Origin of the sequence: Saccharopolyspora galaxeae, assembly GCF_016526145.1 — a bacterium.
Lineage (GTDB): Bacteria > Actinomycetota > Actinomycetes > Mycobacteriales > Pseudonocardiaceae > Saccharopolyspora_C > Saccharopolyspora_C galaxeae.
Genome location: NZ_JADDUE010000007.1, coordinates 30405 through 53609, shown reverse-complemented (window position 1 = coordinate 53609; position 23205 = coordinate 30405). Strand labels below are relative to the sequence as shown.

General features: G+C 70.7%; 22 protein-coding genes and 1 pseudogene. 10 read left to right on the top strand and 13 right to left on the bottom strand.

Annotation, left to right across the window (positions count from 1 at the left end; translation table 11 throughout):
- Positions 1–13: 13 nt before the first annotated feature.
- From INP57_RS16920 to INP57_RS16910, 3 genes are all read right to left on the bottom strand, one after another.
- Entirely contained in the window at positions 14–1249 is a 1236-nt protein-coding gene (locus tag INP57_RS16920) for a M48 family metalloprotease (protein ID WP_200071217.1), read from the bottom strand.
- Between the two features lie 105 nt (positions 1250–1354).
- Entirely contained in the window at positions 1355–2398 is a 1044-nt protein-coding gene (locus tag INP57_RS16915; protein WP_307850124.1) for a C40 family peptidase, read from the bottom strand.
- Between the two features lie 414 nt (positions 2399–2812).
- On the bottom strand, positions 2813–4201 hold the full coding sequence (locus INP57_RS16910; RefSeq protein ID WP_374220953.1) for an NYN domain-containing protein: 1389 nt from the start codon (positions 4199–4201) through the stop codon (positions 2813–2815).
- 75 nt (positions 4202–4276) lie between these two features.
- Between INP57_RS16910 and INP57_RS16905 the strand changes: the two genes are divergently transcribed.
- Positions 4277–5983: a DEDD exonuclease domain-containing protein gene (locus INP57_RS16905; RefSeq protein WP_200071216.1), complete on the top strand. Its 1707-nt coding sequence runs from the start codon at positions 4277–4279 to the stop codon at positions 5981–5983.
- 139 nt (positions 5984–6122) lie between these two features.
- Here the strand turns inward: INP57_RS16905 and qcrB are convergent, their stop codons facing one another.
- The 4 genes from qcrB to ctaE all read right to left on the bottom strand — a co-directional run bounded on the left by qcrB (position 6123) and on the right by ctaE (position 10420).
- Positions 6123–7787, bottom strand: a complete 1665-nt coding sequence (gene qcrB, locus INP57_RS16900; protein ID WP_200071215.1) for a cytochrome bc1 complex cytochrome b subunit — start codon at positions 7785–7787, stop codon at positions 6123–6125.
- Positions 7784–8947, bottom strand: a complete 1164-nt coding sequence (qcrA, locus tag INP57_RS16895) for a cytochrome bc1 complex Rieske iron-sulfur subunit (protein WP_200071214.1) — start codon at positions 8945–8947, stop codon at positions 7784–7786. The genes qcrB and qcrA overlap by 4 nt, the downstream gene beginning before the upstream one ends.
- Complete coding sequence (gene qcrC / locus INP57_RS16890) at positions 8944–9747, bottom strand: cytochrome bc1 complex diheme cytochrome c subunit (protein WP_200071213.1); 804 nt, start codon at positions 9745–9747, stop codon at positions 8944–8946. Before qcrC ends, qcrA begins: the two co-directional genes overlap by 4 nt.
- 61 nt (positions 9748–9808) lie before the next feature.
- Positions 9809–10420 (bottom strand): aa3-type cytochrome oxidase subunit III, encoded by a 612-nt coding sequence (ctaE, locus tag INP57_RS16885; protein WP_200071212.1) that lies wholly within the window; start codon positions 10418–10420, stop codon positions 9809–9811.
- Between the two features lie 88 nt (positions 10421–10508).
- Here ctaE and INP57_RS16880 point away from each other — a divergent pair, with 88 nt between their 5' ends.
- The 3 genes from INP57_RS16880 to trpD all read left to right on the top strand — a co-directional run bounded on the left by INP57_RS16880 (position 10509) and on the right by trpD (position 12648).
- The gene (locus tag INP57_RS16880) at positions 10509–10967 is read left to right on the top strand and encodes a hypothetical protein (RefSeq protein WP_233627748.1); all 459 of its coding nucleotides are present in this window, start codon (positions 10509–10511) and stop codon (positions 10965–10967) included.
- Between the two features lie 111 nt (positions 10968–11078).
- Complete coding sequence (locus INP57_RS16875; RefSeq protein WP_200071211.1) at positions 11079–11489, top strand: response regulator; 411 nt, start codon at positions 11079–11081, stop codon at positions 11487–11489.
- A 139-nt stretch (positions 11490–11628) separates the two neighbouring features.
- Positions 11629–12648 carry an anthranilate phosphoribosyltransferase gene (trpD, locus tag INP57_RS16870; RefSeq protein WP_200071491.1) on the top strand — a complete coding sequence of 340 codons (1020 nt, stop codon included), beginning with the start codon at positions 11629–11631 and terminating at the stop codon, positions 12646–12648.
- 102 nt (positions 12649–12750) lie between these two features.
- Here trpD and INP57_RS16865 read toward each other — a convergent pair whose 3' ends face one another.
- The 3 genes from INP57_RS16865 to ctaC all read right to left on the bottom strand — a co-directional run bounded on the left by INP57_RS16865 (position 12751) and on the right by ctaC (position 14582).
- A complete protein-coding gene (locus tag INP57_RS16865; RefSeq protein ID WP_200071210.1) occupies positions 12751–13032 on the bottom strand; it encodes an Lrp/AsnC family transcriptional regulator in 282 nt (93 codons plus the stop codon).
- Between the two features lie 202 nt (positions 13033–13234).
- Positions 13235–13633, bottom strand: a complete 399-nt coding sequence (locus INP57_RS16860; protein ID WP_200071209.1) for a cytochrome c oxidase subunit 4 — start codon at positions 13631–13633, stop codon at positions 13235–13237.
- Between the two features lie 31 nt (positions 13634–13664).
- Positions 13665–14582, bottom strand: a complete 918-nt coding sequence (gene ctaC / locus INP57_RS16855) for an aa3-type cytochrome oxidase subunit II (RefSeq protein WP_200071208.1) — start codon at positions 14580–14582, stop codon at positions 13665–13667.
- Between the two features lie 385 nt (positions 14583–14967).
- Between ctaC and asnB the strand changes: the two genes are divergently transcribed.
- Positions 14968–16896, top strand: a complete 1929-nt coding sequence (asnB, locus tag INP57_RS16850; RefSeq protein WP_200071207.1) for an asparagine synthase (glutamine-hydrolyzing) — start codon at positions 14968–14970, stop codon at positions 16894–16896.
- A 431-nt stretch (positions 16897–17327) separates the two neighbouring features.
- On the opposite strand, the pseudogene INP57_RS29620 reads toward asnB, so the two are convergent.
- Together INP57_RS29620 and INP57_RS16840 are read right to left on the bottom strand one after the other, a co-directional pair.
- Positions 17328–17476, bottom strand: a pseudogene (locus INP57_RS29620) (alpha-amylase family glycosyl hydrolase); the annotation flags it as partial.
- A 131-nt stretch (positions 17477–17607) separates the two neighbouring features.
- Positions 17608–19188: an alpha-amylase gene (locus INP57_RS16840; RefSeq protein WP_233627746.1), complete on the bottom strand. Its 1581-nt coding sequence runs from the start codon at positions 19186–19188 to the stop codon at positions 17608–17610.
- A 159-nt stretch (positions 19189–19347) separates the two neighbouring features.
- On the opposite strand from INP57_RS16840, the gene INP57_RS16835 reads away from it, so the two are divergent.
- The gene (locus INP57_RS16835; RefSeq protein WP_200071205.1) at positions 19348–19560 is read left to right on the top strand and encodes an RNA-binding S4 domain-containing protein; all 213 of its coding nucleotides are present in this window, start codon (positions 19348–19350) and stop codon (positions 19558–19560) included.
- 100 nt (positions 19561–19660) lie between these two features.
- On the opposite strand, the gene INP57_RS16830 is transcribed toward INP57_RS16835, so the two are convergent.
- Positions 19661–20023 carry a HesB/IscA family protein gene (locus INP57_RS16830; RefSeq protein ID WP_200071204.1) on the bottom strand — a complete coding sequence of 121 codons (363 nt, stop codon included), beginning with the start codon at positions 20021–20023 and terminating at the stop codon, positions 19661–19663.
- Positions 20024–20305: 282 nt separating this feature from the next.
- Here INP57_RS16830 and INP57_RS16825 point away from each other — a divergent pair, with 282 nt between their 5' ends.
- From INP57_RS16825 to cobU, 4 genes are all read left to right on the top strand, one after another.
- Entirely contained in the window at positions 20306–20944 is a 639-nt protein-coding gene (locus tag INP57_RS16825) for a DUF3043 domain-containing protein (RefSeq protein ID WP_200071203.1), read from the top strand.
- A gap of 82 nt (positions 20945–21026) precedes the next feature.
- Positions 21027–21404, top strand: coding sequence for a hypothetical protein (locus INP57_RS16820; protein ID WP_200071202.1), 378 nt, complete (start codon positions 21027–21029; stop codon positions 21402–21404).
- 118 nt (positions 21405–21522) lie between these two features.
- Positions 21523–22509, top strand: a complete 987-nt coding sequence (locus INP57_RS16815; RefSeq protein ID WP_200071201.1) for an aldo/keto reductase family protein — start codon at positions 21523–21525, stop codon at positions 22507–22509.
- A 105-nt stretch (positions 22510–22614) separates the two neighbouring features.
- Entirely contained in the window at positions 22615–23175 is a 561-nt protein-coding gene (gene cobU, locus INP57_RS16810; RefSeq protein ID WP_200071200.1) for a bifunctional adenosylcobinamide kinase/adenosylcobinamide-phosphate guanylyltransferase, read from the top strand.
- Positions 23176–23205: the final 30 nt, after the last annotated feature.

The following is a 23205-nucleotide window of genomic DNA, read 5'->3' as shown; positions in this document are numbered from 1 at the left end:
GCAGCCGCTGCCGTCAGCGGAAGCGGTTGGTGAGTTCCTCGTGCCACCCGCGCAACAGCTCGTCGGTGCTGATCCCGGCGAGTTCGCGCAGGGCAGGGTCGACCGCGTCCGGTGTGCCTGCCCGCGCGATGCGCCGGTACAGCTCGACGACCTTCGGCTCGCCCACCCGCCGCACCAGGTGCTCGATCAGCGACCACGACTGCTGGTAGGCCAGGTCCAGCCGCCGCCCCGCCTGGTGGAAGTCCGCTTCGCCGGGCGGGGCGGCGGGCAGCGCACCGGTCCGCGCCTGGGCGCGCAGGTCCGGGGCGATCCGTTCCGGCGGCAGCCCGCTGTCCCGGTACCCGATGTAGTCCGCGAACCCTTCCAGCAGCCACATCGGCGCGCCCTCTGCGGTGTCGGCCCGCGCCGCGACGTGCGCGATCTCGTGCCGGAGCACGACGCGCAGGGACGTGTCGGACAACCGGCTCGCGGTTTCGGTGTTCAGCACGACTCGGGGGCCTTCGACGCGTCCGGACGACACGTCGACCTTGTCGGCCACGGCGACCGCCGCGATGCCGTCCACGGCGAACTCGGCGCCCACCAGGGCGCGCAATTCCTCGCGGGACCGCGGCAGCAGCACGCCCACCTGGCGGCTCCAGTCCGGGCCCCAGACGTCGGTGACGGAAGCGACGGCGCCGTCGAGCTCTCCGGTCAGCCGCTCGGCGAGGCCGTCGGCGCCGTCGTGGCCGACGATCACGCCGTGCTCGGTGCGCAGCACCCGGGATCGGCCGAAGTCCCACGGTTCGTGCGGCGGCCGCGCATCAGCGCTGATGAACCAACGCCCGCCCCGCGCGGTGAAGGTGAAGTTCATCGGCCGCCGGGTGGGCACCGCGTCCACCCCGGCCAGGGCGTAGCTGAGTTCCACCCGCGGGCGAGCCGGGTCCCCGCCGGGAAGCTGCTCGACCTGGTAGTCCCACGATGCCAGCGGCAGCTCGGCGAGATCGCCGAACAGTTCCCGCTGCCGCCGCCGGAACTCGCCGGACGCCGCCGGATCCACCGAGGCCATGAACGCCGCCTCGTCGCGCTGCAACACCGCCTGCGAGCGCTGCCGCAACACGGTCTCCTGCGCCTGCCGCCAGTGGGTCGTCTCGGCACGGGCCGCGATGCTCGGAGCGGGCGGGGCCTGCGCGGGCAACGGGAGCAATGCGCCCACCGCGAGCGCGGCCGCAGCCGCCAACGCCGCCGGCCATCCCCGCGAAAACCCAGGCACGAGGCGGATCGTAGGCCGGGCAGCACCGCGCGGCGAGGCGGATCCCGAACGCGGAACGGGCCGCTACCCCTGTGGGTAACGGCCCGCCGGACGCCTCGCCGGGTCTCAGCCCGCGATGCGGCGCATCGAGCTCACGTCCGCGATGTCCTGGTAGTCGTCGACCTTCACCACGTCGCCCTCGGTCGGCGCGTGCACCGCCTTGCCGTTGCCGACGTACATCGACACGTGGCTGACCGGGCTGTAGTAGAAGATCAGGTCACCGGGTTTGAGCTCGCTCGCCGAGACGCTCTTGCCCTCGGAGACCTGCGACTTGGTGGAGCCGCCGATGCTGATCCCGGCCTGCTTGTAGGCCCACTGCATCAGCCCGGAGCAGTCGAACGTGCTCGGCCCCTTGGCGCCGTAGACGTAGGACGAGCCCTGCTTGCTCAGCGCCGCGGTGACCGCCTCCGCGGCCTTGCCGGAACCGCCGGGGCCGACGTAGTCGGTCTGCCCGCCGCCGGTCAGCGAGTCCTGATCGGCGGAGCTCAGCTGCGAGTACTGCTGCTTGACCTTGGCGATCTGCGCGTCCATATCGGCCTTCTTCTTGCCGATCTCGCCCTGGATGCGGGCGGCGTCGGCCTCGGCCTGGGCGGCCCGGCCGCGGGCGTCCTGGGCGCGCTGCTGCGCGCTCTCCGCCTGGTGCACCGCGGCGGAGAGCTGCTTGATCGCGTCGTTGTTGTCCTTGGCCAGCACGTCCAGCGCGGACGCGCGGTCCAGGAAGTCGTTCGGGGATTTGCTGACCAATAACGCGGAGAGCTTGTTCAACCGGGCGCCCTGGTAGGAGGCGGCGGTCATCTTGTCGACCTGGCCGCGGAAGCGCTCCTCCTCGGCGCGCGCCTGGTTCGCGACCTGCTCGGCCTGGCCCGCCTCGGCGGTGGACCGGTCCAGCTCGGCCTTCTTCGCGTTGTGGTCGTCCTCGGCCTTCTTGTAGTCCTCGGTGAGGGCTTCGGCCTGGTGCGAGAGCTCCCGCACCTGCTTGGCCGCCTCCGAGGCGCTCTCGGGGGGCTTGGGGTCTGCGACAGCCGGCGCGGAGGTCATGCTGACGGCGGCGGCGACCGCCGAGGCCGCCAAGGCTCCGCGCATCGTGCGCTTCAATCGGTGCGACGCCACGTCGCGCACTGCTCCTTCGTCTCTCGACCGCCCACCGAGACCACCCACCGAGGATGCAGCGGCGGTCCGGGGCAGTCCCGGACTCCGGGCACCAGGACGGCGCCCACGCACCCCACGGGGGCAGGTTCCCGGTTCGACTCCCCGAAGCCGATTCGGCGGCGCCGCGCGGAGGACCCGGAGTGGGCCGCTGATCGCCGCGCGGACGCGCTAAGGCTACGAAAGGTCATGCGTGACGTCTATACGAGGGGGGTTAATTCTTCTGTGCACTACACAATCCCACGATAGGATTACTTGTATGTGCAGACAGTGACCAGTGAGGCATCGGCTCACCTGCGCGTCAGCCGACCACCACAGCGCCGGACACCGCGACCGGAAGCAACGGGACCGCTATGACCTCCGCCACGAGCAGCCCGCTCAGACCCGGTTGATCCGCTCCAGCAGCAACGGGGACGACACCGCGTACGCCCCGGCGCGCCGCACCGACGTCACCACCGCCCGGTCCGAAGTCGCCACCACCAGCTGGCGCCCCTGCGGCTCGGCCTCCACGAGCGCGCGGATCACGTCGTCGGCGATCACCCCGGGATCGCTGAACAGCACCCGCACCCCGCGCGGGCCCGCCGTGGGCACCGCCAGCACGTCCGCGCCGTCGAACACCACCGTGACCTCCGCGCCGGTGCGCGCGGCCAGCGCGGCCAGCTGGTGCGCCAGCCGGTTGCGCTGATCGGCCAGCGGCAGGTCCGGATAGCCGGTCTTGGTGACGTTGTAGCCGTCGACGATCAGGTGCACCGCGGGCAGCGCCAGCAGCTTGTCCAGCTCGGCGGCATCGCCGACCTGCCCGGTGGCCCCGGTGTCCGAGCGCACCCGCTGCACCACGTCGGCCGGGCGCGGTCCGCTGCCGCCCGCGCGCAGCTCGCGGCGCAGGCCGCCGAGCGCGCCCTCCATGGTCTCCAGCAGCAGGGCCAGCCGGACCTCGTCGCCCTGCCGGGCTTCCCGCGCGGAGTGCCGTGCGACTTCCGCGTCGGACTCCGCCCGGCGGGCGCGCTCGCGCTCCTCGGCCGCCTTGGCGCGTTCCCGGTCGCGTTGCTCGCGCAGCTCGGCGAGTTCCGACTCGATCTGTTCGCGGGCCGAGGCCAGTTCGGTGCGCGCGGACTCCGCATCGTCCTTGGCGTCGCGGAGCCGCTGCCCCTGCTCCCGCAACCGCTTGCGCAGCCGGTCGGCCTCCGTGCTGGTCTCGTTGCCGACCTGGTCGGCGGCCCGCCGGGCCTCGGCGAGCTCGCCCCTGAGCCGTTCGGCCTCGGCGCTGAGCCGCTGCGCGCGGGCCACCGCGGAATCCCGTTCCCCGCGCAGCTTGCCCTGCTCGACGCGGAACGCGACCAGCTCCAAGTAGTGCGGCGTGGCCGGCGCGGCGAGCAGCAGACCGGCCGCGGCGACCACGACCGGATCGGAGTCGGCCAACTCCAGCGCCGCCGGGCGGTGCTCCCGGCACCAGTCGACGACCGCGGTGCGGAACACCGTCGACCCCCGGAGCGCATCGACCAGCGGGGCCTGGCCGAGCCGGGCGCGCTTGGCAGGCGCGAACCGCATCACCGGGCGCACCGGGGCGGGCACGTCCGCGGGCCGGATGCCGTCGAGGGCTTCCCCGGCGATCTCCGCCAGCCGCGAGCGCACCGGAGCGGGCAGTTCCGGCTGCTCACCGGGACAGGACTCCGCCGCCTCCCGCGCGTCGTCGGCATCCTGCAGCGGACCGTCCACTGCGGACTCATCAGGGCGCGGATCATCGGCACCCGGCGAAGGCGAAACCACGCTCCCAGGCTAGTCGGCCGCCCCACGATCACCCGATCCGGCGGTTGTCGGTGGCCGCCCGTAGCGTGCCCGCCGATGACCGGCCAGCTGACCTTCGACGAGCTCGACGACGATCTCCCGCTGCACCTGGCGACGTTCGTGATCGTCGACCTGGAGACCACCGGCGGCAGCGCCCAGCGGGACGCGGTCACCGAGATCGGCGCGGTGAAGGTCCGCGGCGGCGAAGTGCTCGGCGAGTTCAGCACGCTGGTGGATCCCGGCCAGGAGATCCCGCCCGCGGTGGTCTCGATCACCGGCATCACCGACGCGATGGTGCACGGCGCGCCGCGCTTCGACTCGGTGCTGCCCGCATTCCTGGAATTCAGCAACGGCGCGGTCCTGGTCGCGCACAACGCCCCGTTCGACGTGGGGTTCCTCAAGGCGCAATGCGCCCAGCTCGGCCTGGACTGGCCGAAACCGCAGGTGCTGTGCACCGCCAAGCTCGCCCGCCGGGTGCTGACCAAGGACGAGACGCCGAACCACAAGCTCGGCACCCTCGCCCGCGTGCTGCACGCCCGCACCACACCGGTGCACCGGGCGTTGGACGACGCTCGCGCCACCGTGGACGTGCTGCACTCGCTGCTGGAACGGCTCGGACCGTTCGGCGTCCGCTCGGTCCGGGAGTTGCTGGAGCACTTGCCGGACGTGACGCCGCAGCAGCGGCGCAAGCGCGGGCTCGCCGACGAGCTGCCGAACGCGCCCGGCGTGTACCTGTTCCGGGGCCCGAACGACGAAGTGCTCTACATCGGCACGGCAACCGATCTGCGCCGCCGGGTGCGCCAGTACTTCACCGCGGGCGAACGCCGCGGGCGGATCAAGGAGATGGTCGGGCTCGCCGACCGGGTCGATCACGTCACCTGCGCGCACCCGCTGGAAGCGGAGGTGCGGGAGCAGCGGCTGCTCGGCGCGCACCAGCCGCGCTACAACCGGCGCTCGAAGTTTCCCAAACGCGCCTGGTGGGTGGTGCTCACGGACGAGCCGTTCCCCCGGTTGTCGATCGTGCGCATCGCTCGCGAAGGTGCCCTGGGGCCGTTCCGCTCCCGGGCAGCGGCGGGCGAGGCCGTGGAAGCGTTGCAGTCGGCGACGATGCTGCGCCGCTGCACCGACCGCATTCCGGCGAGGAACCCGAGCGGGCGGCCCTGCGCCGTTCACGAGCTCGGCCGCTGCGCCGCACCGTGCGCGGGATACCAGAGCGTCGACGAGTACGCGCCGGAAGTGATCTCGGTGCGCGAGGTCGTCGAGGGCCGCGGCGACGGCGTCCTGGAGCGGTTGCGCGACGAGCTCACCCGGCTCTCGGTCGAGCAGCGCTTCGAAGACGCGGCAGGCGCGCGGGACCGGCTGGCCGGGCTGGTGCGCGCGCTGGACCAGGCACAACGCTGGGCGGCGCTGGCAGCGGTCGCCGAGCTGATCGGCGCGCGCCCGGACGGATCAGGTGGCTGGCACCTGGCCGTGATCCGGCACGGCAGGCTCGCCGCGGCGGGCCACGCGCGGCGCGGGACGCCACCGATGCCCGTGGTGGACGGCTTGCAGGCCGCGGCCGAAACGGTGCGACCGGGAGCCGGCCCGCTGCGCGGTGCACCGGCGGACGAGGTGCGGGCGGTGCACCGCTGGCTCACCACCGGAGGCACCCGCATGGTCCGCTGTTCGCAGCAGTGGGCGGAGCCCGCGGGTTCGGCCGCGTCCTGGCGCGACTGGCTCGACCGCGCCACCCAGGCCCGCAACCCCTACCCCGCCACCAACTGATCCCCGCCGTTCGGAGTGCACGGCCTCTTCGCCCCACTGGATTGGTCGAACGGTCCGTTCACTCCGGACGCTTGGGGGTCGAACGCAGTGCGGCCCGGCACCCCGTTTCGGGATGCCGGGCCGCGAGTGCGCGATCGGCTTACTCGGTCGGCTGCTGCTGCCTGCCCGAGACGAGTTCGCGTTGCTCGAGCTCCTCGCGCTCGCGGCGCTCGTTCTCCGCGTGCGCTCGCTCCAGCGCCTCGGTCTCCTCGGCCGGGTCCGGCTTGAGCAAGCTGCCCGCGACCGGAGTGCCCGCGGCGCCGAGCTTGTTCATCTTCTTCGGCACCGGAGCGCCCTGGTACGGCAGCTCCTCCGGGTGGCCGTGCGAGTCCACCGGCCCCAGCGGCTGGTGCACCTCGATGAACTCGCCGTGCGGCAACCGCTTGATGATGCCGGTCTCCACACCGTGCTCCAGCACCTCGTGGTCGGCCCGCTGCAAGCCCAGGCAGATCCGGTAGGTGAAGAAGTAGGTGATCGGCGGCAACAGCAGCAGCCCGATGCGGCCCATCCAGGTCATCGCGTTCAGCGAGATGTTCAGCTCGAACGCGATCACGTCGTTCATCCCGGACAGCTGCAGCACCAGGAAGAACGACAGCGCCATCATGCCGAGGCTGGTGCGCACCGGAACGTCCCGCGGCCGCTGCAGCAGGTTGTGGTGCGCGTCGTCCTTGTTCAGCTTGCGCTCGATCATCGGGTAGCTGATCAGCAGCGTGAACAGGATCCCCATGCCGAGGGCGCCGCAGAAGAACACCGGCGGCACCGTGTACGGCCCGATGTAGAGCTCCCACGCGGGCCAGATCCGCAAGATCCCGTCCGCCCACATCAGGTACCAGTCCGGCTGCGAGGCCGCGGAGACCTGCGAGGCGATGTACGGCCCGAGGTTCCAGATCGGGTTGATCTGGAAGACCCCGCCCATGATCGCCAGCACGCCGGTGGTCAGCGCGAAGAACGCGCCGCTCTTGAGCGCGAAGGTCGGCAGGATGCGGATGCCGACGACGTTGCTCTCCTTGCGCCGCACCCCCGGGAACTGGGTGTGCTTCTGGTACCAGACCAGCGCCAGGTGCACCGCGATCAAGCCGAGCATGATCCCGGGCAGCACCAGCACGTGCAGGATGTAGAGCCGCGGGATGATCACCATGCCGGGGAATTCGCCGCCGAACAGCGCCCAGTGCACCCAGGTGCCGATCACCGGCACGGACAGCACGATGCCGGACATGGTCGCGCGGACGCCGGTGCCGGAGAGCAGGTCGTCCGGCAGCGAGTAGCCGAAGAAGCCCTCGAACATGCCCAGGATCAGCAGCAGCGCGCCGATCGTCCAGTTCCCCTCACGCGGGCGCCGGAACGCACCGGTGAAGAAGATCCGGAACATGTGCGCCATCATCCCGGCGACGAACAGCAGCGCCGCCCAGTGGTGCAGCTGCCGGATGAACAGGCCACCGCGCACCTCGAACGAGATGTCCAGCGTGCTGGCGAACGCCTTGGACATCTCCACGTCCTGCAGGTTCCGGAACACCCCGTGGTAGGTGACCTCCTCCATGGAGGGGTCGAAGAACAACGTCAGGTAGATCCCGGTGAGGATCAGGATGATGAAGGTGTACAACGCGATCTCGCCGAGCAGGAACGACCAGTGCGTCGGGAAGACCTTGTTGAGCTGGCGGCGGATGCCCGGCGCCATGTTGTAGCGCAGGTCGGCCTGGTCGGCCGCGTCCGCCGCCTGCCGGTAGAGCTTGCTCTCCGGCTTCGTGGGCGTCGTGATCGAACTCATGCGTTTCGCTCCCAGTACGCTGGCCCGACCGGCTCGATGAAGTCGTGCTTGGCCACGAAGTATCCCTGCTCGTCAACCGTGATCGGCAGTTGCGGCAGCGGGCGGGTGGCCGGACCGAACACCGGCTTGGCGTAGGTGTTGACCACGTCGAACTGCGACTGGTGGCAGGGGCACAGCAGCCGGCCGGTCTGCTGCTCGAACAGCGAGGTCGGGCAGCCGACGTGCGTGCACACCTTCGAGTACGCGTAGTAGTCGCCGTAGTTGAAGTCCTCCTGGCCCTTGCGCCGGACCGGGGCGCTGCCGGGCCGCAGCCGGATGAGCATCACCGGGGCGTCGGAGCGCCGCAGCACCGAGGCCAGCTCTTCCTCGTTGTGCCGGTCGGCCTCGCGGAACGGGAAGACCGTCTCGAACCCGCCCGCGTCGATGTCCTCCGGGCGCAGCAGCGACACGTCGTGCGGATCGCCGGTGTCGCGCCGCAGGTAGACCTTCTCGCCGGGCTTGTGCTGCAACCACGCGGTGTGCTCGAGGTTGTCCGGGCCCGCGGTGGCCCACGGGTCCTTGATGAACCCGCCGATCGCGATCACGCCGGTGCCCAGCCCGAGCGCCCCGGCGCCGAAGCCCAGCGAGCGGCGGATCAGCGAACGCCGCGCGAAACCGCTGCGGTCGCCGGCGTCGGCCAGGATCGCGGTCGCGGTCTGCCGGTCCACCTCATCCGAGCCGTGCCCGTCGTGGCGCTGCTGGACGGCGACCTCGTGCGGGATGAACTTCTTGGTGTACATCACCACACCGGCGCCGACCGCGAAGATCGACAATCCGAGGAACAGGCCGACCAGCGGGTTGTACAGGTGGTAGAGCAGGTAGGCCGCGCCGCCCTCCTGCGGGCTGACGTACTCCCACGGCCACCAGATGAACACCACGATGAACGCCAGCGCGGAGAACCCGGCGAGGGCGAACCAGGCGGCGACGGCGCGCTCGGCGCGGCGCTCGGCCCGGGTGTCCTGCACCGGCCACGGGTCCTGGTAGCTGACCAGCTCGACGTCGTCGAGGGCCAGCCCGAGCCGCATCTTCTCGTCGCGGCTCATCTCGGCCAGCTCGGCTTCGGTGTACTCCCGCTTGGGGGTGTGCCCGCCTTCTCCCTGCGGGCTCTCGTTCTCGCTCATGCCCTGGCTCCGATCCACAGCGTGATGCCGATCAGCGCACCGAGGCCGACGACCCAGGCGATGATGAACTCCGAGGCGGGACCCCAGCCGCCGAGGGAGTTGCCGCCGGGGCTGTTGTTGCTTTCGGTCACGGACTTGACGTAGGCGATGATGTCCTTCTTCTCCTCCGGCGTGAGCTGCCGGTCGGAGAACTTGGGCATGTTCTGCGGGCCGGTGAGCATGGCCTCGTAGATCTGCTGCTCGCTGGCCGGGTCGAGGTTCGGCGCGAACTTCCCGGACGACATCGCGATGCCGCGGCCGGTGAAGTTGTGGCAGGAGGCGCAGTTGAGCCGGAACAGCTCGCCGCCGCGCGCCGAGTCACCGGTCGCCGAGGCGTTGGCCAGGTCCGGGCTCTGCGGCCCGCCGCCGTAGGTCTGCACGTAGGCGGCCAGCGCGTCGATCTGCTCCGGGTCGAACTTCGGCGGCTTGCGCGTCGCCTGCGCTTCCTGCCGCACCATCGGCATCCGGCCGGAGGAGACCTGGAAGTGCGTGGCTGCCTCGCCGACGCCGACCAGGCTCGGCCCGCGGTCCTTGACCCCGCCCAGGTTCGCGCCGTGGCAGCTGATGCAGGCGTTGTTGTAGAGCTGCTCGCCCTGCCTGACCAGTGCCGGGTCCGCCGCCGCGTGCGCGGTCTGCGGCTCGGGGGTCAGGACCGTGTACAGCCCGCCCGCGCCGACCAGCGCGATCCCGAGCGCGAGAGCACCGGAAAGCCTGCGCCGGAACTTCGACCCCGCGCGCTTCCGTTTCTTGATGGTGGTCATGAGTGCGGCAACCCTTGCTGTCAGGTTCGGGTGTTACGTGGCGGCCGATGCGGCCGTCGGGTCACGGAACGAGGTAGATCACGGCGAACAGTCCGATCCACACGATGTCCACGAAGTGCCAGTAGTAGGACACGACGATCGCGGCGATGGCCTGCGCGGGGGTGAACTTGCTCAGCCGCGTCCGCATGATCAGGAACACGAACGCGATCAACCCGCCGATGACGTGCAAGCCGTGGAAGCCGGTCGTCATGAAGAAGACCGTGCCGAAGGCCGACGAAGCCATCGTCGTGTGGTGGGAGGTGACCAGCGTGTAGTACTCCCCGGCCTGTCCGAGCACGAAGATCGCGCCCATGATCAGGGTCACCACGTACCAGCGGCGGAGGCCGAACACGTCCCCGCGCTCGGCCGCGAACACCCCCCACTGGCAGGTGAACGAGGAGGCCACGAGGATCACGGTGAACGGGAGGGCGTAGGCGAGGTTGAGCTCGCTGGGCGGCGGGGGCCACTCGCCCTCGTTCTGCGCCTTCACCGTGAAGAACATGGCGAAGAGCCCAGCGAAGAACATCAGCTCGCTGGCCAACCAAACGATGGTGCCCACGCTGACCATGTTCGGCCGGTTCAGCGAGTGCACACGTGAACTGATTGAGGGCGCTGCCGTTGTCACGCGACGCATTATGTCTCCCGCGATTTTCGCGTGCGCCCTCGGGTCCGGGGCGTGCCGTCCGGGTGATCAGATCGCGACCTGGAGGTGACCCGCTGTGATGAATTTCGGGCGTTTTCTGCCCCGGCTGGCCTTTTGGCGGCGGTCGCAGGAGCCCGCCGCACCCGCACTGGACGATCCGAGCCTGGTCATCGTGGTGCGGGCGTTCGACGACACGGAGGCCGCATCGGCGGTGCTCGCCCGTTCCGAGCGGTGGACCGCGGAACGTCCCGCGGTGCTGCGCCACCACTTGCGGCTGCCGCAGGAATCCGTGGACCAAGCCGGTGAGCTGCTGGAACAGGACGGCTGGCGGCTCCGGCACGCACCGGCCGCGGACGAGAGCGCATCCGACGGGGATGCAACGGCGGGCACGGTCGCCTTGTTCGCGGAGCGTGCGCAGAAACTCGATGCGTTGCATTGCTCACAGGAGAGCTCGCGGATGGCGAGCCTGGCGCAACGGCTGCGCGGCCGCGCGCTCGGCTGGGAAGCCTTGCAACCCGCCGGGCACGACGGGTCTTAGCAGGCCGGAACGGACGCATCTACTGTTCGGCGGCGCGCGGCGGCTAACATCACCGGCAGCGACATCACCACAGCGCCGTGAGCCGATCGTCGAGCAGCGAGGAGCACGCTGATGAGCACCCCGACCACGACCGTTCTCGTGTTCAGCCATCGGCAGGAGGTCCGCGAGGCCATCATCAACGCCATCGGCAGGCGGCCGGCGCCGGACCTGGCGCGGGTGCGGTTCACCGAGGCCGCCGGGGTCGCCGACGTGCTCACCGAGCTCGACGCCGGTCGCGCGGACCTGGTGGTGCTCGACGGCGAGGCGCAGCCCACCGGCGGCATGGGCGTGTCCCGCCAGCTCAAGAACGAGATCCCGAACTGCCCGCCGATCGCGGTCACGGTGCGCCGCCGCGACGACCGCTGGCTGGCGACCTGGTCGCAGGCCGACGCGGTGCTGGTGCACCCGCTGGACCCGCTGACCGCGGCCGAAACGGTCGCCGAGGTGCTGCGCGCCAACGCGCAGGCCGCGGTTCGCGCCTGAGACGCTGTCCTCGGACCTGGCGTCCGGTGCGCGGGGAGCACGTCCGCGCAGGCGCGACCGCGGAACTCGGTCGAGCCAGCCGCGCGGCGCAGGTTCGACGACACGCCATTGACCGAACCGGAGAACGATCGTGGGCACCATGTCGGGCAGCTGGCCTGCACTGCTCGGGCACCTAGTCGCGGGCAACGACCTTTCCGCGCAGGACACCGCCTGGGCGATGGATCTGGTGATGACCGGCGAGGCCACTCCCGCCAGGGTCGCGGCGTTCGTGGTGGCGCTGCGCGCCAAGGGCGAGACGCCGGCGGAAGTCCGCGGGATGGCCGACACGATGCTCGCGCACTCGCTGCCGCTGGAGATCGACCGCCGCGCGGTCGACGTGGTCGGCACCGGCGGTGACCGCAGCGGCAGTGTGAACATTTCCACGATGACCGCGATCGTGCTCGCCTCCTGCGGCGCGACGGTCGTCAAGCACGGCAACCGCGCGGCGTCGTCGAAGTGCGGCACCGCGGACGTGCTGGAGGAGCTGGGCGTAACCATCGATCTGCCGCCGGAGGGCGTGCGGGAGTGCGTGCGCGACGTCGGCATCGGGTTCTGCTTCGCCCCGGTGTTCCACCCCGCGTTCAAGTACACGGCCGGACCGCGCCGGGAGATCGGCATCCCCACCGCGTTCAACATCCTCGGCCCGCTGACCAACCCGGCACGTCCGTCGGCGGGCCTGATCGGTTGCGCGGACCCGCGGCTGGCGCCGGTGATGGCCGAGGTGTTCGCCGCACGCGGCAACTCGGTGCTGCTGGTGCGCGGCGACGACGGCATGGACGAGATCACCACCGCGGCGGGCAGCACGGTCTGGGCGGTCGGCGGCGGTCAGGTCCGGCAGACCCGGATCGAGCCTGCGGAGCTGGGCATCCCGCTCAGCTCGCCGGATGCGCTGCGCGGCGGGGACGCCACGGTCAACGCCCGAGCGGTACGGGACCTGCTGGCGGGCGAGTCCGGGCCGGTGCGCGACGCGGTGGTGCTCAACGTGGCGGGGGCGCTGGCCGCGCACGACGGGATCGCCGAGGACCTGACCGGGCAGTTGCGCGACGGCATCGAGCGCGCCAGGCAGGCGCTGGATTCCGGCGCCGCGGCCGCGCTGCTGGCCCGCTGGGCCGCGCACTGACCCACCGGTTGGTCCGGCGGTCCGTTCACGCGAGAGCCCGGAGCCAGAAGACGCCTGGCTGAGGTTCCGCCACCCGACCAGCTCGCGAACCAATTCCTGAACCTAGTCCTCCAGGCCGATGGAGAAGGCGGCTTCGGTGTCCTGGCGCGAGTAGGAGCGGAAGGCGATGTGCGTGTCGGTGTCGAGCACGCCGCTGACCTTGTTGATCCCGCCGGGCACGATCTCGGCGATCTTCTCGTGGTCGGGCACCCGCACGATCGCGATCAGGTCGACGTCGCCCGCGCAGGAGTAGACCTCGGCGACGCCGTCGATGTCGGCGATCTCCTGCGCCGCCTCGGGCAGGCGGTCGGCGACGGTCTGGATCAGCACGATCGCGGTGATCACGAGAACAACCTCCAAGGCATCCGCCGGACGCGGCGCCCGGCCGGGGAAATCCTAAGCGCTCGGACGCGGTCCCCGAGCGGTCTCGTCCTCCGGCGAGTCCGCCGCTCGGCGGTGCGAGCCCGCCGAGCGGCTCGAAACCCCCGCCGAACGGCGAAACGCCCCCCGGACCGGCGAGGTCCAGGGGGCGCGGAGTTCGCGGAACTCACTCGTGGTTCGGCCCGGTGTGGTACTCGAAGACCAGGCCGGCGACCGTGATCAAGATCGTTCCGACGGCTATCACGATCATCCAGGTGTGGAAGAACGCCAGCGCGACACCGGCGAACGCCGCCGAGGCGGCCACGCCCACCGGCCAGTAGCTGCCGGGGCTGAAGAAGCCCAGCTCGCCGGCGCCGTCGCTGATCTCCGCGTCCGGGTTGTCCTCCGGCCGGGTCTCGATGCGCCGCGCCACGAAGTTGAAGTAGCTGCCGATCAGCAGCGACAACCCGCCGACCAGGACCAGCGCCACCGTGCCCACCGGCTCCTTGGACCAGAGCCCGTAGACCACCGCGGACAGGAAGAAGAACAGCGTGATGATGTTGAAGATCTTCGCTTCGACCTTCATGGAGTCCTCACTCTCGCGCCGTGCGACGGCCTCAGTTGCCTGCCGACCTGCCGCCGATGGTGGATGCCTCACCGGAGGTGCGGTCGGTGTCGAACGGCACCGAGGTCACCGCCCGCGGCGAGCACAGCTCACCGCAGTTCATCGCACCCAACGCCTCGGCCGCGGTGTAGTACTCGCCGGTGGCCGGGTTGGTCTGTTTCCGCAAGTCCATGTACCTGTCGAACTTGTCCGGGGACAGCGCGCGGACCTCGAAGTTCATCATCGAGTGGTAGGTGCCGCACAGCTCCGCGCAGCGCCCGACGAACGAGCCTTCGCGCTGGATCGTGTTCTGGAAGCTGCTGTCCTGGTCGTTCTTGTCCGGGTGCGGGAAGGTGTCCCGCTTGAAGTTGAACTCCGGCACGAAGAACGAGTGGATCACGTCGGTCGAGCTGAGGTTGTACTCGATCCGCTCGTTGGTCGGCAGCACCAGCAGCGGGATCTCGCTGCTGCTGCCGACGGTGCGGACCGGCTGGCCGTCCGGGGTCTTGTGGCCGGGGTAGTTGAACTCCCAGTTCCACTGGAACGACACCACGTTGACCCGCTGGTCCGGGTTCGCGGGCTTGGCCATCACGTAGTTCTGGGTGACCGCGGTGAAGTAGAACAGCACCACGACCATGACGAACGGGACGGCGGTGTAGATGACCTCCAGCGGCACGTTGTACTGGAACTGCCGCGGGAGCTCCTCGCTCTTCTTGCGGTGGAAGGCCACCGACCAGAAGATCAGGCCCCACACCAGGACACCGACCGCCAGCGCAGCGATCACCGACCAGGTCCACAGCTGGCGCATCGACTCCGCCTGCGGGGTGACCCCTTGCGGCCAGCCGAACCGCAGGACCTCATCGGCCGAACAGCCCGTGGCCGCGACCGCGACCAGGCCCACCAGCCCGGCGACTTTGACCAGCCGTGGCACTCGGGTCCCCTCCTTCAGGCGCCCGTGCTGCTGCCGCAAGCCCACTGCGCGACGCCTCCTCGCTGCGTGATCCAACCCGTGCCGCCGGGATGCCGGGGCGCGCTGCGCACCGCGCGGCCCCGCGGCCGGAATGCTGCGGGGAGCCTAGCCCAGCAGTAGCCGCGATACTCCTTCGGGGTGGCGGGGTGAGCTGCACATCACCGAGATCCGCACAGCACGACCGGGTGATCGCGGAGCTGCGCCGGACCGATCACCGGAGGCGCGGCTACGAGCACGCGCGTGCAGGCGGCGACGGAGCACCCGGCATACTTGGGGCTTCCGCCCGCCGAGCACCCGCCGGCGGCGCGGAGCCTATCCATCGCCGACGCGAGAGGTGCACGAGAGCGTGTGCGGCCTGCTTGGACTAGTCAGTCCCACTGAAGAGAACGCCGGTTTCGCCGTCGACGCCGTGGCCAAAGCGCTGCCCTGCCAGCGGCACCGAGGACCGGACGAGAGCGACACCTGGCACGGCGGTGAAGCCGTCTTCGGGTTCAACCGGCTGTCCATCATCGACCTGGAGCACTCGCACCAGCCGCTGAGCTGGGGTCCGCCGGAGAACCCCGGCCGCTACACGATCCTGTTCAACGGCGAGATCTACAACTACCTGGAGCTGCGCGCGGAGCTGTCCGAGCAGTACGGCGCCCGGTTCGGCACCGACGGCGACAGCGAATCGATCATCGCGGCCTACCACTACCTGGGCACCTCGATGGTGGGCAGGCTGCGCGGCATGTTCGCGTTCCTGATCTGGGACAGCGAGCGGCGCGTGGTGTTCGGCGCCCGCGACCCGTTCGGGATCAAGCCGCTGTTCTGCGCGACCGGGCCCGGCGGCACGGCCTTCGCCAGCGAGAAGAAGAGCCTGCTGCACCTGTCGACCACGCTCGGCCTGGACGAGGACATCGACCACAAGGCGGTGCAGCACTACCTGACGATGCAGTACGTCCCGGAGCCGGAGACGCTGCACCGCAACATCCGCCGCATCGAGTCCGGCACCTCGTTCACCATCTCCCCCGGCGGCAAGCTGGTCACCGAGCGGTACTTCGTGCCGAACTTCCACAGCCGCACGATGAACACCGACGCCGACGCGCGGCGGCTGCACGACGACATCGTCGACGTGATGCGGGATTCGGTGGCCAAGCACATGCGCGCCGACGTGACCGTCGGGGCGTTCCTGTCCGGCGGGATCGACTCGACCGCGATCGCCTGCCTGGCCAAGGAGCACAACCCGAACCTGATCACCTTCACCACCGGGTTCGAGCGGCAGGGCTACTCGGAGGTGGACGTGGCCGCCGAGTCGGCCGCGGCGATCGGGGTCAAGCACGTCATCCGCACCGTCTCCGCCGAGGAGATGATGGAGACGTTACCGCTGATCATCTGGTACCTGGATGATCCGGTGGCCGACCCGGCGCTGGTGCCGCTGTGGTTCATCGCCCGCGAGGCGCGCCAGCACGTCAAGGTCGTGCTCTCCGGCGAGGGCGCGGACGAGCTGTTCGGCGGCTACTCGATCTACCGCGAGCCGCTGTCGCTGGCGCCGTTCGAGAAGGTGCCGGGCACGCTGCGCAAGGCGATGGGCCGGGTCTCGACCGCGCTGCCGGAGGGCGTGCGGGGCAAGGACCTGCTGCGCCGCGGGGCGCTGTCGCTGGAGGACCGCTACTACGGCAACGCGCGGATCTTCCGGGACGACCAGCTGGCCGCGATCATGGAAGGGTTCGATCCCGGGGTGTCGCACCGGGACATCACCGCGGCGCCGTACCGGGCATCGGCGGGCTGGGACCCGGTGACCCGGATGCAGCACGTGGACCTGTTCACCTGGCTGCGCGGGGACATCCTGGTCAAGGCGGATAAGGTGACGATGGCGAACTCGCTGGAGCTGCGGGTGCCGTTCCTGGACTCCGAGGTGTTCCGGGTGGCCAGCGGCATCCCGCTGGAGCAGAAGATCACCAGCGAGACCACGAAGTACGCGCTGCGGCAGGCGTTGCAGCAGGTCGTTCCGGCGCACGTGCTCAACCGCCGCAAGCTCGGCTTCCCGGTGCCGATCCGGCACTGGCTGCGCGACGAGATGCACGACTGGGCGCGCAACATCATCCAGCAGTCGCAGACCGAGCGGTTGCTGAACAAGACCGCGATCCTGCAACTGCTGGAGGAGCACCGCTCCGGGGTGCTCGACCACAGCCGCCGGTTGTGGGCACTGCTGGTGTTCATGCTCTGGCACGGGATCTTCGTGGAGGGCCGGCTGGCGCCGGAGGTTCCCGAGCCGCACTACCCCGTCAAGCTCTGAGCGGCCGGCGCCTGCCCGCGAGCAGGCGCCGATCGCCGCAAGTGCGGATCACGAGCACCGCGAGGCCGCCCCGCCCCCAGGCCGGGGCGGCCTCGTTGCGTTTCCGGCAGCTGACCAGCGCCTACCGGCGGATTCGGCCGCGCCTGGACGCACCGCGCCGCGGCGATCACGGCCGATCGAGGAGATCAGATCACGAAAGATCTTGGCAAGAACAGACCATTTCGGCAGTGCTCATCGAAAATCTTTGACGGATGCTCAGCGCTGCTGCCACACGGCCGTGTCGCCGGGGAGAACGGCGGACTCGGCTTCCCCGTCGCCGCGGAATCCGCCGCTGCGCAATAGCGTCCGGCCCGGCAGCTCGACCGGCTCGGCGCCGAAGTTCACCGCGCACGCGAAATGCGGAGGCCGCAGGAACGCCAGCACGCGGCGGAACCCAGGTCGGGCAGCTCCGGGTGCTTGATCATCCCGTGCGCCACGTCGAACCGGAAACCGTCCACCCCGCGGTCCAGCCAGAACCGCAGCGTTTCCCGGAATCCGCGCGCACCTGCGGGTTCCGCCAGTTCAGGTCGGGCTGCCGCGGGCTGGTACACCACGGCGTCGCGCCACCACCGCCGAGCCATTCGTCCTACCGGGGATCCGCCGGGCTCAGCTCTTGCGCGATCGTGCCGGGTGGATGGCGGGGGTGCCCGGACGAGCACCCCCGCCGCTGCCTCAGCTCAGCTTCTGCCCCGCGTGCAGGGCGACCGCCTCGTCGGGCCGGACGGTGACGTTGATCTTGCCGTCCTGGTAGACCTCCACGGTGCCTCCGGTGCACTGACCGTCCTGCAACGAGCCGTGCGCGACATCGCAGTAGGTGCCGGGCGGCAGCGAGGTCTGCAGGCTCTGCTGCCACTGCTCGCCCCCGCGGTTGATCGCGAGGAACCCGGCGTCGCCGCGGCCGAACGCGACCTTCCCGGAACCGTCGTCCCACCAGTTCACCAGGTCCTTGCCCTGCACGGACTTGTAGAACCCGAGCATCCCGGTGATCAGCGGGCTGCGGTGCGAGCAGACCCACGCCTGGTCGTCGCAGGAGGCCGGGCTGGTGGTCCCGTTCTGGTCGGCGGGCGGACCGGCATCGCTGTTGTCGAAGCCGAACCCGGACAGCAGCTTCGGCGTGCCGTACGGGTAGGCGAGCATGAACGCGTTCGCCAGGTCGTAGGCCGCGCCGTCCTTGTAGGTCAGCGTCGGCTCGCTGCGCTGGGTGTCGTGGTTGTCCACGAACACGACGGCCTGGTCCGAGGGCGTGGGCATCTCGTCCGGCGTGTTGCGCAGCCCGGCGATGTCGCCGTTCTTGAACGCGTCGCTGATCTTGTGGTGGTAGGCGAACTCGGTGACGTCGCCGTTACCGGTGTAATTGCTGGTCGGCGCGGCCTGATCCGCGATGACCTCCTGGTAGACGTACGGCTTGCGGTCGGTGCCCGGCAGGTTGTCCACCGCACCGGCGATCGCGCCGACGTCTTCCGGCGCCATGTGCTTGGCGCCGTCCATGCGGAAGCCGGTGACGCCGAGGCTGATCAGGTCGTTGAGGTAGGCCACCGCTTTCGAGCGGACCGCGTCGGACTCCGTTTTGAGATCGGAGAGCCCTTCCAGCTCGCAGGTCCGGACCTCTTCGGCGTTGTTGTAGTCCTCGATGTTGCGGCGGCACCCGTGGAAATCGCCGTCCTGGTAGACACCCGGGTAGTCGTACTTCGAGTAAGTCGACCCGGCGCTGCCCGGTCCGTGCTCGTCCGAGCTGCCCGCGGTCATGTGGTTGAGCACCGCGTCCGCGTAGATCTGCACACCGGCCGAGTTGCAGGTGCGGACCATCGCCGCGAACTGCTCGCGGTCGCCGCGGCGGCTCTGCAGCTGGTAGCTGACCGGCTGGTAGTCCTGGTACCAGGGGTGCGCCTGGTCGGCGAGCTGCACGTGCTCCTGCGGTGGCGAGACCTGCACGGCGCCGATGCCCGACGGCCCGAGGTTGCTGGTGCATTCCTGCGCGACCGATTCCCAGGGCCACTGGAACATCTGGATGATCGGCCCGTTCGCCGGGGCCACTGCCGGTGCGGGAGCCTGCGCGGGAGCACCGGACTGCGCAGCAGCGGTGCCCGGTCCGGGAGTTCCGGCCTGTCCGAGAGCGCTGGTCCGTCCGAGAGCACTGGTCTGCCCGACAGCGCTCGCCTGCCCGAGAACGCTGGGCGGCTCAGGTGCGGCGCACGCAGGTAGCGCTGCTACCGCCGCCATTCCAGCGGCCAGCGCCAGAGCTGATAATCGCAACGAAATCCTCCTAATCGATTCCGAATGCGATTCCATTAGCTCCGGGGCCGACCCGCAATGCGCCGATCAGCCGTCTCCGTAAACAGGGAACGTGTCTGCGCAGCGAATTTCCCGCGGGCCGCCGGAGCGGTCCGCGAGGCGGGCGGGAGAATGTGCGCCATGCGCGACGTCGAGATCCGGGACGGCACCATCCGGCTGGGTCAGCTGCTGAAGCTGGCCGGCCTCGCCGAGCACGGGGCGGAGGCGAAAGCCCTGCTGGAGGACGCCGAGGTGCTGGTCAACGACGAGGTGGAGGTCCGGCGCGGACGTCAGCTCGGCGATGGCGACCTGGTGACCCTCGGCGACGAGACCGTGCGGGTGGTCGCGGCCTGACCCTCCCGGCCGGACGCACCAAGCCCGGCGCACGCCGAGCCGAACGCGAAACGGGCCGGCCCTCCGCCAGGAGGACCGGCCCGTCGTGCGCGCGGGTGCGTCAGTGGAACGAGTCGCCGCAGGCGCAGGAGCCGCCCGCGTTCGGGTTGTCGATCGTGAAGCCCTGCTTCTCGATGGTGTCGACGAAGTCGATGACCGCACCCTGCACGTACGGGGCGCTCATCCGGTCGACGACCACGTCGAGCCCGTCGAACCCGCGCCGCGCGTCGCCGTCCAGTGCGCGCTCGTCGAAGAACAGCTGGTACCGCAGGCCGGCGCAGCCGCCGGGCTGGACGGCGATGCGCAGGTGCATGTCGTCGCGGCCCTCCTGCTCCAGCAGCGCCTTCGCCTTCTGCGCCGCGGAGTCGGTGAGGGTGACACCGTGCGAGGGAGCCTCGCTCTCAATGGTCTGGGCGGTCGTCATGACTCTCCCTAGGGGTCTCGCTCGTCCGCTTCCGGCCTGACGTGCAACGTCGACGCCGACCCGAGCTATTCCGCCGCGGGCGCTCCGCTCGGCTGATCAGCTCGGGGGCGAGTCCGTATCGGATTACCTGCCTCCCATGGTGGCACAGAACGCGCCGGTGCTGGTGTGAACGTCCCCGCACCGGGCCTGCGGCACCCGGCGGGCCGAATCTCGATCACGATCCCGGCACGGACCGCGCCCGTGCCGTGCCTGGCGCGACAGCCCGTCGAATACCCTGTAGGGGTGAGGTTCCTTCGCCGAAACAGCGCTGAGCAGACCGCGACCGCCGACCCCTCGACGCAGGACGGCGAGGTCACCGGGGAGACCGCCCGCGACCACACCCCCGGCAAGGGCCGCCCCACGCCGAAGCGGCGCGACGCCGAGACCCGCAAGCGCGGTCCCGTCGCCCCGCCGCCGAAGAACCAGCGGGAGGCGATGCGGCGCAACCGCGGCAACAAGGACGAGCGCCGCAAGGCCGCGAAGGAACGCCGCGAGCGCATGATGGCCGGCGACGACCGCTACCTCATGCCGCGGGACAAGGGCCCGGTGCGCCAGCACGTGCGCGACATCGTCGACACCCGGCGGCACGTGATGGGCGCGTTCATGCCGCTGGTGCTGGTCGTGTTCGCCACCACGCTGGTGCAGAACATGCTGGTGCAGCAGTACGCCACGCTGGTGTGCCTGGTGCTGCTGCTGGTGATGCTGTTCGAGGGCACGTTGCTGGGCCGTGCGGTGAACAAGCGGGTGCGGGAGAAGTTCCCGGACCACACCGACCGGCCGCTGGCGCTGGGCTGGTACGCGTTCACCCGGGCCATGCAGCTGCGCAGGCTGCGGGTGCCGCGCCCGCGGTACACGCCGAAGGACTTCCAGAAGATCGGCTGAGTCCGCGCGGGCGCCGCCGCTTCCGCCGCGCCCCAAGACCAGCGTGCAACGAGCTCGGGGGCTCGCCGGAGAGGTGACAGAAGTGAATCGGTACGAGGCGACGGTGCGACCGCAGGGGCCCGGTCCTCGTTGGGTCGTCGAAGTGGACGGCATCGGCGCGACGCGGGGCCGGACCGCCTCCGAGGCCCGCGACCTGGCCGCGGACATGGTCGCGGCCGCGCTGCAGGTGCCTGCCGCGGAGATCGCCGTCGACGTGCACTTCGCGCTGGACAGCGAGCTGGAGCGGGAGATCCTGGCCGCCCGGCGGGCCGCCAGGGAAGCGCAGGAGGCGCAGGAGAAGGCCGCGAAGCTCTCCCGCCGGGCCGTGCTGGACCTGAAGGAATCCGGCATGACCGGGCGGGACGTGGCAACCGTTCTCGGGCTGAGCCCGCAGCGGGTGTCCCAGCTCTCGCGCGGCTGAGTTCTCCCGCGGCTGAGTTCTCCGGCGGCTGAGCTCTCCGGCGGCTGGGCGATCCCCGCGGCCGGACCCGGATTTCCGCGGATGTTGGACCCCGCGGCCGCGGCATAGGGTCGGATCCATGGAGTTTCGACGGCTCGGCGACAGCGGACTTTCCATCAGCGAGATCGCCTACGGCAACTGGCTCACGCACGGATCGCAGGTCGAGGAGGACGCCGCGCGCGACTGCGTGCAGGCCGCGCTCGACGCCGGGATCACCACGTTCGACACGGCCGACGTGTACGCGCGGACGAAGGCCGAATCGGTGCTCGGCCGGGCGCTGTCCGGGCAGCGCCGGGAGGGCCTGGAGATCTGCACCAAGGTCTACTTCCCCACCGGTGAAGGACCGAACGACCGCGGCCTCGGGCGCAAGCACGTCATCGAGTCGTGCAACGCCTCGCTGCGGCGGTTGCAGACCGACTACGTCGACCTCTACCAAGCGCACCGCTTCGACCACACGGTGCCGCTGGAAGAGACGATGAGCGCGTTCGCCGACCTGGTCCGCCAGGGCAAAGCGCTCTACATCGGCGTTTCGGAGTGGACCGCCGAGCAGATCACCCGCGGTGCCGAGCTGGCGCGCGAGCTGTCGGTGCCGCTGATCTCGAACCAGCCGCAGTACTCGATGCTGTGGCGGGTCATCGAGCCGCAGGTGGTCCCGGCCAGCGAGCGCGAAGGGCTCGGGCAGATCGTGTGGTCGCCGATCGCGCAGGGCGTGCTCACCGGCAAGTACCTGCCCGGTCAGCAGCCTCCCGCCGGGTCGCGGGCCACCGACGAGGGCGGCGGTTCCACGATGATCTCGCGTTGGCTGCGGGACGAGGTGCTGAACGCGGTGCAGCAGCTCAAGCCGATCGCCGCGGATCTGGGCCTGTCGCAGGCGCAGCTCGCCGTGGCGTGGGTGCTGCAGAACCCGAACGTCTCCGCGGCGATCATCGGCGCGTCCCGGCCGGAGCAGGTCCGGGACAACGCGGCCGCCAGTGGCGTGCAGCTCGGCGAGGACGTGCTGGACCGGATCGACGAGGTGCTGGGCGATCTCGTCACCAGCGACCCGCGGCGGACCAGCTCGCACTGAGTCCGCCGCCCGGAAGCTCCGCGGCGAACGCCTCCGCTCACCCGGCCGAGGGGCGGGCAGGTAGCGTGCCGTGCGGTTGTCCGCACGATCGCAGGAGGTCCGCCCGTGCCCGCAGGCGAGCCCGCGCGGCGGACGCTGGTGCTCGGCGGCGCCAGGTCGGGCAAGTCCGCGCACGCCGAGGGGCTGGTGGCCGCCGAGGACGTCAGCTACCTCGCGACGTCCCGGCAGGACCCGTCCGACGCGGAGTGGACCGAACGCATCGCCGCGCACGTCGCCCGCCGCCCGGCAGCGTGGCGCACCGTCGAAGCCGGCGACCCCGAAGTGCTGGTGCAAGCCCTGCGCACCGCCACCGAGCACGGCCCGACGCTGCTGGTGGACGACCTCGCGACCTGGCTGACCGGGGTGCTCGACGACGCCTCGGCCTGGGACCGCGACCCCGCGGCGATGCGCGCGGTCGACGCGCACTGCGACGCGCTGGCGGCCGCGGTGGCCGAGTGCGCGGCGCGGCTGGTGCTGGTCTCGGCCGAGGTCGGGCTCGGGATCGTGCCCGCCACCAGGTCTGGAAGACTTTTCCGCGACCGCCTGGGCGCCCTCAACGCCCGGCTCGCCGAGGACTGCGACGCGGTGCTGCTGCTGGTGGCCGGCGTCCCCTTGACCCTGCGCTGACCAGCGACAACGCTCGCCCGCAACAACGGA

Coding starts and splice junctions, on each gene's coding strand:
- INP57_RS16905 (WP_200071216.1), top strand. CDS start 4,277: ATGACCGGCCAGCTGACCTTCGACGAGCTCGACGACGATCTCCCGCTG.
- qcrB (WP_200071215.1), bottom strand. CDS start 7,787: ATGAGTTCGATCACGACGCCCACGAAGCCGGAGAGCAAGCTCTACCGG.
- qcrA (WP_200071214.1), bottom strand. CDS start 8,947: ATGAGCGAGAACGAGAGCCCGCAGGGAGAAGGCGGGCACACCCCCAAG.
- qcrC (WP_200071213.1), bottom strand. CDS start 9,747: ATGACCACCATCAAGAAACGGAAGCGCGCGGGGTCGAAGTTCCGGCGC.
- ctaE (WP_200071212.1), bottom strand. CDS start 10,420: ATGCGTCGCGTGACAACGGCAGCGCCCTCAATCAGTTCACGTGTGCAC.
- INP57_RS16880 (WP_233627748.1), top strand. CDS start 10,509: ATGAATTTCGGGCGTTTTCTGCCCCGGCTGGCCTTTTGGCGGCGGTCG.
- INP57_RS16875 (WP_200071211.1), top strand. CDS start 11,079: ATGAGCACCCCGACCACGACCGTTCTCGTGTTCAGCCATCGGCAGGAG.
- trpD (WP_200071491.1), top strand. CDS start 11,629: ATGTCGGGCAGCTGGCCTGCACTGCTCGGGCACCTAGTCGCGGGCAAC.
- INP57_RS16860 (WP_200071209.1), bottom strand. CDS start 13,633: ATGAAGGTCGAAGCGAAGATCTTCAACATCATCACGCTGTTCTTCTTC.
- INP57_RS16835 (WP_200071205.1), top strand. CDS start 19,348: ATGCGCGACGTCGAGATCCGGGACGGCACCATCCGGCTGGGTCAGCTG.
- INP57_RS16830 (WP_200071204.1), bottom strand. CDS start 20,023: ATGACGACCGCCCAGACCATTGAGAGCGAGGCTCCCTCGCACGGTGTC.
- INP57_RS16815 (WP_200071201.1), top strand. CDS start 21,523: ATGGAGTTTCGACGGCTCGGCGACAGCGGACTTTCCATCAGCGAGATC.